Source organism: Streptomyces sp. NPDC059524 (genome assembly GCF_042749255.1).
Taxonomy (GTDB): Bacteria; Actinomycetota; Actinomycetes; order Streptomycetales; family Streptomycetaceae; genus Streptomyces; species Streptomyces xanthii.
Genome location: NZ_JBHYTK010000207.1, coordinates 1 through 11,667, shown reverse-complemented (window position 1 = coordinate 11,667; position 11,667 = coordinate 1). Strand labels below are relative to the sequence as shown.

11 protein-coding genes are annotated in these 11,667 nt (G+C 73.8%); 5 read left to right on the top strand and 6 right to left on the bottom strand.

Features of this window, described 5'->3' with window-relative positions; translation table 11 throughout:
• Positions 1 to 64: 64 nt before the first annotated feature.
• From ACFW9D_RS35220 to ACFW9D_RS35205, 4 genes are all read right to left on the bottom strand, one after another.
• Positions 65 to 439 carry an RNA polymerase-binding protein RbpA gene (locus tag ACFW9D_RS35220; protein WP_003977404.1) on the bottom strand — a complete coding sequence of 125 codons (375 nt, stop codon included), beginning with the start codon at positions 437 to 439 and terminating at the stop codon, positions 65 to 67.
• Positions 440 to 693: 254 nt separating this feature from the next.
• On the bottom strand, positions 694 to 2,049 hold the full coding sequence (locus ACFW9D_RS35215) for an MFS transporter (protein ID WP_384628998.1): 1,356 nt from the start codon (positions 2,047 to 2,049) through the stop codon (positions 694 to 696).
• 44 nt (positions 2,050 to 2,093) lie between these two features.
• A complete protein-coding gene (locus tag ACFW9D_RS35210) occupies positions 2,094 to 2,861 on the bottom strand; it encodes a glycerophosphodiester phosphodiesterase (protein WP_384628995.1) in 768 nt (255 codons plus the stop codon).
• A complete protein-coding gene (locus ACFW9D_RS35205) occupies positions 2,858 to 3,580 on the bottom strand; it encodes a YitT family protein (RefSeq protein ID WP_384628992.1) in 723 nt (240 codons plus the stop codon). The genes ACFW9D_RS35210 and ACFW9D_RS35205 overlap by 4 nt, the downstream gene beginning before the upstream one ends.
• A 99-nt stretch (positions 3,581 to 3,679) precedes the next feature.
• Between ACFW9D_RS35205 and ACFW9D_RS35200 the strand changes: the two genes are divergently transcribed.
• The gene (locus tag ACFW9D_RS35200; RefSeq protein ID WP_384628989.1) at positions 3,680 to 5,179 is read left to right on the top strand and encodes a PLP-dependent aminotransferase family protein; all 1,500 of its coding nucleotides are present in this window, start codon (positions 3,680 to 3,682) and stop codon (positions 5,177 to 5,179) included.
• Between the two features lie 9 nt (positions 5,180 to 5,188).
• On the opposite strand, the gene ACFW9D_RS35195 is transcribed toward ACFW9D_RS35200, so the two are convergent.
• Both ACFW9D_RS35195 and ACFW9D_RS35190 read right to left on the bottom strand, forming a co-directional pair.
• The gene (locus ACFW9D_RS35195; RefSeq protein WP_188340083.1) at positions 5,189 to 6,772 is read right to left on the bottom strand and encodes a hypothetical protein; all 1,584 of its coding nucleotides are present in this window, start codon (positions 6,770 to 6,772) and stop codon (positions 5,189 to 5,191) included.
• A 37-nt stretch (positions 6,773 to 6,809) separates the two neighbouring features.
• Entirely contained in the window at positions 6,810 to 7,004 is a 195-nt protein-coding gene (locus ACFW9D_RS35190) for a hypothetical protein (RefSeq protein ID WP_188340084.1), read from the bottom strand.
• A 269-nt stretch (positions 7,005 to 7,273) separates the two neighbouring features.
• On the opposite strand from ACFW9D_RS35190, the gene ACFW9D_RS35185 reads away from it, so the two are divergent.
• The 4 genes from ACFW9D_RS35185 to ACFW9D_RS35170 all read left to right on the top strand — a co-directional run.
• Complete coding sequence (locus ACFW9D_RS35185; RefSeq protein WP_188340085.1) at positions 7,274 to 7,666, top strand: ankyrin repeat domain-containing protein; 393 nt, start codon at positions 7,274 to 7,276, stop codon at positions 7,664 to 7,666.
• Between the two features lie 280 nt (positions 7,667 to 7,946).
• The gene (locus tag ACFW9D_RS35180) at positions 7,947 to 9,359 is read left to right on the top strand and encodes a HEAT repeat domain-containing protein (protein ID WP_384628985.1); all 1,413 of its coding nucleotides are present in this window, start codon (positions 7,947 to 7,949) and stop codon (positions 9,357 to 9,359) included.
• Positions 9,360 to 9,513: 154 nt separating this feature from the next.
• A complete protein-coding gene (locus ACFW9D_RS35175; RefSeq protein WP_384628982.1) occupies positions 9,514 to 10,638 on the top strand; it encodes a glycosyltransferase family 4 protein in 1,125 nt (374 codons plus the stop codon).
• Positions 10,635 to 11,667 (top strand): glycosyltransferase (locus ACFW9D_RS35170; RefSeq protein ID WP_384628979.1); only part of this gene is annotated, 1,033 nt, incomplete at its 3' end. The genes ACFW9D_RS35175 and ACFW9D_RS35170, both read left to right, overlap by 4 nt.

The following is an 11,667-nucleotide window of genomic DNA, read 5'->3' as shown; positions in this document are numbered from 1 at the left end:
CGGACACACGGTGTGTGTCCGGCCCCAGGCCGTTTGAACGAACTGCTTGCGGGATCCCGCAGGGTCACGCGGACTTGCGGCTGTCCCTCGGGTGAACCGCGATGTTCATCGCGCCCGAGCGCAGCACCGCCAGACGCTCCTCGAGGACCTCTTCGAGCTCCTCGCGGGTGCGCCGCTCCATCAGCATGTCCCAATGCGTGCGGGCGGGCTTCGCCTTCTTCTCCTCAGGGCCGTCACCGTCGACCAGAAGTGCCTGGGCCCCGCAGACCTTGCACTCCCACTCCGGCGGAATTTCGGCCTCCACCGAGAAGGGCATCTCAAAGCGATGCCCCTTCTCGCATGCGTACTCCACGGCCTGGCGCGGGGCCAGGTCGATGCCGCGGTCCGTCTCGTAGCTGGTCACCACGAGGCGTGTGCCGCGAAGAGCTCGCTCACTCATGAATCGTGCCTCCCGGGCTTGTCGCCCACAGGACAGGTGTCGCTGTCGTCGTCATCCGGTCAACGTCCGGTCGGCGGTAAAGATTCCCGTTCCGGGTCATGCGTCGCCGTCGTAGCCGCCCCTTGTTGTACCCACCTGCGCCCGGTTTGTCACATCTGACACCAGATGTCACCTAGCGTTTGTCAGACTTGACGTGCAGTAACGGTACGCCTGGCAGGCCAACCGCGTACACTACCGGCCTTTGGCGTCCGGCGCTAAATCCTGCTGGGTACGGGATTGCCCGCGTCGCGCACCGCCTGCCGCATCGGCACCCGCGCGAGCAGCACGAAGCCGAGCGCGAAGAACGCCACCAGGGACACGATCGCGTCCCGGTAGCTGCCCGTCAGCTGGTAGGCGAGCCCGAACACCAGGGGCCCCAGCCAGGACATGCCCCGGTCGCTCATCTCGTACGCGGAGAAGTACTCGGCCTCCTTGCCGGCCGGCACCAGATGCGAGAACAGGGACCGCGACAGGGCCTGCGTGCCGCCCAGGACCAGGCCGATCCCGACCGCGAGCGCGAAGAACCACACGGGCGCGCCCGCCGGGAGGAAGTAGCCCGCCCCGATCGTCACCGTCCACGCCACGAGCGAGCCCAGGATCGTGCGCTTGCCGCCGTATCTGCGGGCCAGCCGCCCCATGGCGAGGGCACCCACCACGGCCAGGACCTGCACGAGCAGCACCGCCACGATGAGCGTGGACTGCTCGAGCCCCAGCTCCTCGGAGCCGTAGACGGAGGCCTGCGAGATCACCGTCTGCACGCCGTCGTTGTAGACCAGATAGGCGAGCAGGAAGGACAGCGTCAGAGGATGGCGGCGCATGTCCATCACGGTGGCCTTCAACTGGCGCAGCCCCGGCGCCGTGCGCGCGGGCGCGTCCGCGGCTCCCCGGTCCCGCAGACGGCGCAACGGCACCAGGGTGAACGCACCCCACCACACTCCCGCCGTGGCCAGACAGATCCGTACCGCCGCCGACTCCGAGACGCCGAAGGCGTCGTGGTTCAGGTACAGCACCAGGTCGAGGACGAGGACGAGCGCGCCCGAGGCGTAGCCGAACGCCCACCCGCGCGTGGAGACCGCGTCGCGCTCCTCCGGAGGCGCGATCTGCGGCAGGTAGGCGTTGTAGAGCACCATCGAGACGGCGAGCGAGGCGTTCGCCACCACCAGGAGGACGCCGCCCAGCAGATAGCGGTGGCCGTCCAGGAGGAACATCCCGGTCGTCGCCGCCGCTCCCGTGTACGCGGAGACGGCGAGCAGCGGCTTCTTGCGGCCCGACCGGTCGGCGGCCGCGCCCGCGAGCGGCATCACGAAGATCGCGAGGATCACCGAGAGCGAGACGGAGTAGGCGAAGAACGAGCCCGCGCGGACCGGGATCCCGAGCGGATGCACATAGCCGTCCGCGTCGGCCGCGGCCTTGGCGACCGAGGTGAGGTACGGCCCCAGGAACACCGTCAGGACGCTGGTGGAGTACACCGAGCAGGCCCAGTCGTAGAAGTACCAGCCGCGCTGCTCGCGCCGGCGTGCGGCGAGCGCCTCGGCGCCCGGCCCCGTGTCCCGCACGGTCTCGGTCCCCACCCGTGCCCCCTCGCAGTCCCCGTGGTCCTGGAACGCCGCCCGCGTCAGGCCCAGGTGCCCAGGTCCTTGAGGACGTCGCGCAGCGTCTCGATGTGATCGGAAACTATGCCATCGACCCCGAGCGCGAGAAGGCGTCGCATCTCGCTCTCCTCGTTCACCGTCCACACGTGCACCTGCAGCCCGCGCGCGTGGGCGGTGCGCACGAAGCGCCGGTCCACCACGCGCACCCCGTACTGCGCGACGGGCACCTGCGCGCACACCGCCGCGCGGTTCAGCGGGGCCGGCATCCCGTAGGAGCGCAGCCGCAGGCCCGCGATGCCCGCGGTGCCGTACGAGGTGGCCAGGCGTGGGCCCGCCAGGGTGCGGGCGCGGGCGACGCGGGACTCGGAGAAGGAGCCGACGCAGACGCGGTCCCACGCGCGCGTGCGCTCGATCAGGGCGAGGAGCGGGGCGAGCGCGGGCTCCGCCTTCACGTCCACGTTCCAGCGGACGTCGGGGAAGGTCTCCAGGAGTTCCTCGAAGAGCGGCACCGGCTCGCGGCCCGCCACGCGCGCGTGGCGTACATCGTCCCACGGCAGCTCGGCGATCCGGCCGTGCCCGTCGGTCACCCGGTCCAGGGTCGTGTCGTGGAACGCGACGAGCCGCCCGTCGGCGGTGGCGTGCACATCCGTCTCGATGTAGCGGTAGCCGAGGCCGACGGCGCGGCGGAACGCGGCGACGGTGTTCTCCAGGCCGTCCGCCGCCCCGCCGCGATGGGCGAGGGCGAGCGGGCCGGGATGGTCGAGATAGGGGTGGCGTACGGGCTCGGTCACTTGCGCAGTATCGCCCGGACGGATGACGAGCCGGCGACCACTCCGGAACCGCCCGGGGACGTGGGGCCGGCGAAGACGCGCAGGAAGAACTGGGCCAGCGGGCCGATCGCCAGGGCGTAGGCGACCGTGCCGACGCCGATCGTGCCGCCCAGGGCGAAGCCGGTGGCGACGACGGTGACCTCGACGACCGTGCGCATCAGGCGGATCGAGCGGCCGGTGCGCTGGTTCAGGCCCGTCATCAGGCCGTCGCGCGGGCCCGGACCGAACCGGGCCGCGATGTACAGGCCCGTCGCCACGCCGTTCAGCACGATCGCGGCCACGAGGAGCGGGACGCGCAGCGCGAGCGCGTGCACGTCGGGCACCACGGCGAGCGTGCCGTCGATCGCCAGGCCCACCACGAAGACGTTCGAGACCGTGCCGAGGCCGGGCCGCTGGCGCAGCGGCACCCAGAGCAGCAGCACGATCGCGCCCACGATGATGGAGACGACGCCGATGGAGATGCCGGTCAGCTCGGTCAGCCCCTGGTGCAGCACGCCCCACGGCTCCAGACCGAGCCCCGCCTCCACGAGCAGCGCCGAGCTGACGCCGTACAGGACCAGGCCCACGTACAGCTGGACGAGTCGGCGGACCAGTGAGCCGCCGGACGACGCGGAAGAACCGGAGGAACCCGAAGAAGCGGGAGAGCCGGGAGAACCGGGAGAACCGGGAGAGCCGGACAAGAAGTGCCCCCTGTAGTGGTGGTGGACTGGCTCATGACACTCTGTGGCTCGGAAGTGGATGCCAACCATGGCCAATTCCGGGAAGGTGGACTGGACGTCATGGCCCAGTGGACTTCGGCGATCGGGTCGGCCCAGCTCGCCCGGTTGCTCACCTCGCAGCAGCCGCGGCCGGCCGGCACCGGCGCCAAGCGCCCGCCCGCCTATCGCGCCCTCGCCGACGGGATCCGGCTGCTCCTGCTGGAGGGCCGGGTCACGGTCGCCACCCGGCTGCCCGCCGAGCGCGAGCTCGCCGTCGCGCTCTCCGTGAGTCGCACCACCGTGGCCGCCGCCTACGAAGCGCTGCGCGGCGAAGGCTTCCTGGAGTCCCGCAGGGGAGCCGGCAGCTGGACCGCCGTGCCCGCGGGCAACCCGCTGCCCGCGCGCGGCCTGGAGCCGCTGCCGCCCGAGGCCCTCGGCTCGATGATCGACCTCGGCACCGCGGCCCTGCCGGCCCCCGAACCCTGGCTCACGCGCGCCGTCCAGGGCGCCCTGGAGGAGCTGCCCCCGTACGCGCACACGCACGGCGACTACCCGGCCGGGCTGCCCGCGCTGCGCTCGATGATCGCCGACCGCTACACGGCGCACGGCATCCCGACCATGCCCGAGCAGATCATGGTCACCACCGGCGCGATGGGAGCCATGGACGCCATCTGCCACCTGTTCGCGGGTCGCGGTGAACGCGTCGCCGTCGAGTCGCCCTCGTACGCGAACATCCTGCAGCTCATGAAGGAGGCGGGCCTGCGGCTCGTGCCCGTAGCCATGGCGGACGGGCTCGGCGGCTGGGACCTCGACCGGTGGCGGCAGGTGCTGCGCGACGCCGCGCCGCGCCTCGCCTATGTGGTGGCCGACTTCCACAACCCCACCGGGGCGCTCGCCGACGAGGAGCGGCGCCGTTCCCTGGTGGACGCCGCCCGGTCGGCCGGCACCGTGCTCGTGGTCGACGAGACCATGACCGAGCTGTACTTCGACCCGGATCTGGAGATGCCGCGCCGGGTGTGCGCCTTCGACCCGGCGGGCTCCACGGTGATCACGGTCGGCTCGGCCAGCAAGGCGTTCTGGGCGGGCATGCGCATCGGCTGGGTGCGGGCCGCCCCGGACGTCATCCGCAGCCTCGTCGCCGCGCGCGCCTACGCGGACCTGGGCACCCCGGTCCTGGAGCAGCTGGCCGTGAACTGGCTGATGCACACCGGGGGCTGGGAGGAGGCCGTCGAGCTGCGCCGCGGCCAGGCCCGGGAGAACCGGGACGCGCTGGTGGCGGCCGTGCGCCGGGAGCTGCCCGACTGGGAGTTCGACGTGCCCGACGGAGGACTCACGCTCTGGGTGAAGGCCGGCGGCCTGTCGGGCTCGCGCCTGGCCGCGCTGGGGGAGCGGGTCGGGGTGCGGGTCCCGTCAGGGCCCCGGTTCGGCGTCGACGGCGCGTTCGAGGGCTACGTACGGCTGCCGTTCACGGTCGGCGGGGCGGTGGCCGACGAGGCGGCGCTGCGGCTCGCCGCGGCGGCCCGGCTCGTCCGCGACGGTCAGGGTGCGGGCGGGGACGTGCCGCGCACCCTGATCGCCTAGGACCTTCCTCTAGCGCTCGGCCAGCGCCTCGGCCTCGTCCGCGACGCCCGGCTCCGGCACGGACTCGACGGCGCTGTCGCCGGGCGTGACCCGCTCGGGCAGCAGCGCGAGCACCGCCTGCCGGTGCGTCTCGCTCGTCGCGTCGTCGTACGGGTCCGAGGTGGCAGGCACCTGGAGGCGGTGGACGGGGCCCGTGCCGAGGCGGGCGTAGCCGCGGCCGGCCGGGACGTCGTCCGCGGGAGTGGTCCGCGGCAGCGTGCCGAGGACCTCGCGCATCTCCTCGTCGCAGGCCGGGCCGAGCAGCACGCGCGCGCGGGTGTGCTGCCGCACGGGCTCGCTCAGGGCGTCGAGGCTGTCGAGCTGCTCCGCGACGACGACCGTGACCCCGGCCGCCCGGCCGTGCCGCAGCGGGACCTGGAGCAGCGTCTGCGGGTCCGTGCGCCCGTCGGCCGCCGCGAGGTGCCCGAGGGCGCCGGGGCGGTCGAGGAGGATCCACAGCGGGCGCCGCACGTCGTCCGGCACCGGGTGTCCGGCCTGCCGGGCCCGGTTCGCCGCGATGAGCCGGCGCTCCGTCTCGTGCGCGGCCCATTCGAGGCTGGCGAGCGCGCCCGCGAGGCCGCACTCCACGGCGAGCACCCCGGAGCGCCCGACCAGGCACGCGTAGTCGCCCGTGCCGCCGCCCTCGACGACCAGCACGTCGCCGTGGCGCAGCGCCTGGAGGGCGACGGAGCGCATCAGGGAGGTGGTGCCGCTGCCGGGGCGGCCGGCGATCAGCAGGTGCGGCTCCGTGGAGCGCGGTCCGGTGCGCCAGACGACGGGCGGCACGTCGCGCTGCTCGTCGCCGTCCAGGACGGGGAGCGTGCGCTGCACGGCGGTCCCGTCGGTGAAGCCGAGCACCGTCTCGCCGGGGGAGGTGACGAAGTGCTGGGCGGCGATCTTGGTGGTGAGCGGGGCGAGGACGGTCACCGTGAGGTGGTTGCCCTCCTCGTCCCACTGGAAGTGGTACTCGCGGCCCCGGCCGAGCTTCGCGTGGAGCAGCTGCTCGATCCGGGCGCGGGACTCCGCCTCGCCGTCGGTGAAGTAGGCGGGGTAGCGGATCGAGAGCCGGTCGAAGCGACCGTCCCCGTCGAAGTCGTACGTCTCGAAGGCCTGCTCCCAGGCGCCGCCGTGGGCGTACAGGGGGCTCGGGTCCTCGGGGACCGAGAAGTACGGGACGAGTGCCTCGTAGACCGCGCTCAGGCGCTGCACCTGCGAGGCGTCGGGGCCGGTCTGCACCGGCGGTTTGGGGTCGCGGCCCTTCCAGCCGGCGGCCGCCATGAGCGCGATGAGCGCGAGCAGCGGCCCGTACGGGATGAACACCACGACCAGGATCACGGCCCCCACCAGGAACAGCAGCGGTCCGCGCTTGTCCTTGGGGGTCTCGACCCACTTGCGCCGCCCGGCGGCTGCCAGCCGGCGCAGTCCACGGGTGACCGTGATGAGGGGATGGAGGACGTCGGTGGCGCCGTCGGCGGCCGTCCGTGCCATTTCCCGGCTCCGGGCGATGGATGCGCTGCCGGTGCTCAGAATGCGGGGGAGTGGACGCCTGGCCACGTCGGTCTCCTGGGGGTGAGTGCGGGTGGGTGGGCCGTCAGAACTTGATCCCGCCGAGCAGGCTGGCGAGGCTCTGCCCGCCCGCCTTGATGCTCGGGGCGATGGCCGTGCCCGCCAGGTAGAAGCCGAAGAGGGCGCAGACGAACGCGTGTGAGGCCTTCAGTCCGTCCTTGCGGAAGAACAGGAAGACGATGATGCCGAGCAGCACGACGCCCGAGATGGACAGGATCATGAGGGTTCTCCTGGTTGGTGGGGACAGTCACCATGAGTACTTCCAGGCTCACAGCATGTATCTATACGACAAAAGGTGCAAACGGGTGGAAATTTATTCATTTCACCCGTTCGATGCCTCGCGGGGTGAGACGGGGCCGGGGTGTGGGGACTGGTTGATCTTTGCCTCGACGGGGTCGGGTCATGTACCCGGACGGGCAGTACCCTGGCGATTCACTCGTACGGCCGCACGGCCGTACCAGGCACGAATGACGAAAGGCGGTCCGGCAGATGAGCGAAGCCCCCGACCCCGAGGTCGTGGAGCTGGCCGGCAAGATCTTCGACCTCGCGCGCCGCGGTGACGCCGACGCGCTCGCGAAGTACGTGGACGCGGGCGTTCCGGCGAACCTGACGAACGACCGGGGCGACACGCTCGTCATGCTCGCCGCCTACCACGGGCACGAGGACGCCGTCCGGGCCCTCGTGGCGCGCGGCGCCGACGTGAACCGGGCCAACGACAAGGGTCAGACCCCGCTCGCGGGCGCCGTCTTCAAGGGCGCCGACGCCGTGATCCGGGCTCTCCTGGACGGCGGCGCCGACCCCGCTGCGGGCACTCCTTCGGCCCTCGACACGGCCCGGATGTTCGGTAAGGCGGAGCTCCTGGAACTGTTCGGAGCGTCCTGACGCACCGGCTTTGACCAGGCACGACGGGGGTGCAGGAAATGTGGTCGCGGTGGGTGGAACCGCTGGGTCATGATGACGGCGTGATTTACGGACGCGACGGCGGGGCAGGTGGTGCCCACGTGCCGCGCGGCCCGTAACCGGCCCGGTTCCGGGCCTTGGACGAGAGGCAGAGAGATGGTCTACAGCAAGCAAGAGACGGCGGGCGCTCCGACGTGTTGTCGCGTGACCAGGTAGTTGCAGGTTCCCGGTTGCGTCGACGCTTGATGTGAGGCTGTTTCCCATGTTCGAACCGGTCATAGCGCCCAGCGGTACGCTGCTCGGCCTGCTGCAGAGGGGCCGCGGCGACGGCACCCTGCACGCGCTGACGGCACCGCGGGACGAGGCGCTCGCGGCTCTCAATCACTGTGTGCTGAGCGATCCCCGCCACGACTGGCAGGTGGAGAACCGCTCGCTGTACTACGCCCGTCTCTACCTCGACCTCCACGGCGAGCTCGGGGAGATCGAGGGGCACCTCTTCGACCCCGAGGACCTCGTCGACACCGACGAGTCCCGCACGGGGCTCGCCCTCGCCGTCCTCGGCCACCTCGCCTCCTACGGCAGGCGGGACGCGCTCGAACTGCTCCGCAGGTACGCGGCGTTCGGCGGGAACTGGACGTGGGCGCTCGACGAGCTCGCCCTGCGGGACGACGACGCGGGCCTGCGTGCCCTCGCCGTGCCCGTCCTCGCGCGCTACCCCGAGCACGCCGAGGCCGAGCTCGTGGCCGCCGTGCGCGACGCCTTCGAGCCGCGCCCCTGGCGGCTGTGGGCCGAGGACCCGCGCCCCGAGGTCGGCGCCCGCGTAAGGGCCGCCCAGGAGGCCGGCTCCTTCGACCGCTGGCAGCGCCAGATGCGGCCCGCCGGACCCCGCCCCGGGTGGAGCGTCCAGGCCGTCTTCGACTGGGCGCAGGAAGGCCTCGACCGCGGCGCGCTGCTCCATGTGCCCGCCGCCCGCTGCCTGACCGCCGTCGCCGGCCCCGAGGACCGGCCCGAGATCGTGCGGGCCGCGCTCCACGGCCACGACGGAGCCCGCTGCACCGCATTGCGCTACCTCGCCGACGCGCACGATCCCGAGGTGCTCGACCTCGTCGCCGCCGCCGTGGAGAGCCCCTCCCGCACGGTGGTGGACGCAGCCCTCGACGCCTTCGAACGGATGCGCAGCGTCGCCGCCGTCGAGCGCGCCCGGCAGTGGGCCCGCCGCCCCGACGCCCTCGGCGCCGCCGCCGGCCGCGTCCTCGCCTGCAGAGGCGCCGCCCAGGACGGCGAACTCGTCCTGTGGGCCCTGCGCGAGGCCGTCCGCGGCGACGGCTACGACGCCCCCACCCTGTGGCCCCTCGTCGACGGGGCGGGCCGCCTCGGCATCGCCTGCGCCGCCCCCGTGCTGCGCCACGTCTACCGCGAGACGGCCTCGTCCCATCTGCGCGGCCGCGCCGCCCGCGCCCTCGCCGCCACCGATCCCTCCTTCGCCGCCGGCTTCGCCGTCGAATGCCTGTGGGACTGCGAGGAGTCCACCCGCGAGATCGCCGCACGGCACGCCGAGACCGGCGACGCCCGCGTCGTCGACCAGTTGCGCCGCCTCGCCGCCGATCCGGCCGAGGAGGCCGAGGTGCAGACGGCCGTACGCAGCCGCATCGGCCCCGACGCACCGGCCCTGTGAGCCGCTGAGACACAGGAGGTGGCCCGCCGGTCGGGGGGCCGCCTCCTGGCGTTTCCCGGGGCGTTCCCCCGGGCCGCGCAACGCTCACGGGACGTTCCTCGCCAGGAAAGATCCACGTCGACGCGACCACGTCCGGCCCGGCGACAACACCCGTATGCGTGTCGTCATCGTGACCGAGTCCTTCCCTCCCGACCTCAACGGTGTGGCGCACTGCGCCCTGCAGACCGCACGGCACCTCGCCGCCCGCGGACACGACCCCCTCGTCGTCGCCCCGGCCACCGCCGCCGGGTCCGAGGCGGACGCCGGCGCCCCCTGCCCGGTCGTCCGCGTCCCGTCCCTCCCGCTGCCCGGCTACCCCCAGGTCCGCGTCGCCCTCCCCAGCCGCCGCATCGCCCAGGCCCTGGTCGCACACCGGGCCGAACTCGTCCACCTGGCCGGCCCGTTCGTGCTCGGCGTGCGCGGCATGGCCGCCGCCGCCCGGCACCGCGTCCCCGCCGTCGCCGTCTACCAGACCGACCTCGCCGGCTACGCCCGCACCTACATGGGCGCGGGGGAGGGCACGGCCTGGCGGCGCCTGCGGAGCGTGCACGCCGCCGCCGACCGCACCCTGGCCCCGTCCAGCGCCGCCCGGCGCGACCTGGAGGCGCACGGCGTCCCCCGCGTACGCCTGTGGCCCCGCGGTGTCGACTCAGTACGCTTCCGGCCCGAGCGGCGCGACCCCGCCCTGCGGGCCCGGCTCGCCCCCGGAGGGGAACTGCTCGTCGGCTACGTGGGCCGGCTCGCCCCCGAGAAGCAGGTCGAACTCCTCGCCCGCACGTGCGCCCTCGACGGCGTACGGGTCGTCGTCGTGGGCGACGGGCCCAGCGAGACCCCGCTGCGCGCCGCACTGCCCGGCGCGATCTTCCTCGGCCGCCGCACCGGCGACGAACTCGCCCGCCTCTTCGCCTCGTTGGACGTCTTCGTGCACACCGGCCCCTACGAGACCTTCTGCCAGACCGTCCAGGAGGCCATGGCCTCCGGAGTCCCGGTCGTCGCCCCGGCCGCCGGCGGGCCCCTCGACCTCGTCCGCCACGGCGGCACCGGGCTCCTCGTGCCGCCCGGCGACGCCGACGCCGTGCGCGACGCCGTGTGGTCCCTCGCCGCCGACCCCGCCCTGCGCGCCGCCTACGGGAGCGCGGGCCGGGCCGCCGTCTCCGGACGCACCTGGGAGGCCGTCGGCGACCAGCTCCTGGAGCACTACGCCGAAGTGCTCCACGCCCGCGCGGCGGTGGCGGCATGAGCGGCGCCCTGCGGATCGTCCGCCTCGCGAACTTCGTCGCCCCCGCCTCGGGGGGCCTGCGCACCGCCCTGCGCGAACTGGGCGCCGGATACCGGGCCGCCGGACACGAACCCGTCCTCGTCGTCCCCGGTGAACGCCACACGGATCAGGACACCGCACAGGGCCGCGTGATCACCCTGCCCGGTGCCCTGCTGCCCGGCACCGGCGGCTACCGCGTCCTGACCGACCGGCGGCGCACCGCCCGCCTCCTCGCCGGCCTGCGCCCGGACCGCCTGGAGGTGTCCGACCGCACGACCCTGCGCTGGACCGGCGAATGGGCCCGCCGCGCGCGCGTGCCCGCCGTGATGGTCTCCCACGAGACCGCCCACGGCGTGCTGCGCACCTGGGGGCTGCCCGAACCCGCCGCACGCCGTGCCGCCGACGCGCTCAACTCCCGCACGGCGCACGCCTACGCGCGCGTGGTGTGCACGACGGAGTGGGCCGAGCGGGAGTTCGTCCGGATCGGCGCGCGCAACGTCGTCCGGGCGCCCCTCGGCGTCGACCTCGCCCACTGCCGGCCCGAACGCCACGACGCCGCGGTCCGGGCCCGGTACGCGCGCGAGCACGAGATCCTCCTCGTGCTGTGCACCCGGCTGTCCGTCGAGAAGCGCCCCGGAGTCGCACTCGACGCGCTGGCCGCGCTGCGCGGCGCCGGGGTCCCGGCCCGGCTCGTCGTCGCGGGCGACGGGCCGCTGCGCGCCCGGCTCGAACAGCGCGCCGCGGCCGGACACCTGCCGGTCACCTTCCTCGGGCACCTCGCCGACCGGGCCGCCCTCGCCGCGCTCCAGGCGAGCGCGGACGTCTGCCTGGCACCGGGCCCCGCCGAGACCTTCGGCCTCGCCGCCCTGGAGTCCCTCGCCTGCGGCACCCCCGTCGTCGTCAGCGCCTCCTCCGCCCTCCCGGAGGTGGTCGGCTCGGCGGGCGGCGTCGCCGCCGACCACGGTGCCGCGTTCGCCGAGGCGGTACGGGAGGTGCTCGGGCGCCCCGCGC

Bases quoted from the DNA above. Each gene is read 5' to 3' on its own strand.
- ACFW9D_RS35220 (WP_003977404.1), bottom strand. From the start codon at position 439: ATGAGTGAGCGAGCTCTTCGCGGCACACGCCTCGTGGTGACCAGCTAC.
- ACFW9D_RS35200 (WP_384628989.1), top strand. From the start codon at position 3,680: ATGGCCCAGTGGACTTCGGCGATCGGGTCGGCCCAGCTCGCCCGGTTG.
- ACFW9D_RS35190 (WP_188340084.1), bottom strand. From the start codon at position 7,004: ATGATCCTGTCCATCTCGGGCGTCGTGCTGCTCGGCATCATCGTCTTC.
- ACFW9D_RS35185 (WP_188340085.1), top strand. From the start codon at position 7,274: ATGAGCGAAGCCCCCGACCCCGAGGTCGTGGAGCTGGCCGGCAAGATC.
- ACFW9D_RS35180 (WP_384628985.1), top strand. From the start codon at position 7,947: ATGTTCGAACCGGTCATAGCGCCCAGCGGTACGCTGCTCGGCCTGCTG.
- ACFW9D_RS35175 (WP_384628982.1), top strand. From the start codon at position 9,514: ATGCGTGTCGTCATCGTGACCGAGTCCTTCCCTCCCGACCTCAACGGT.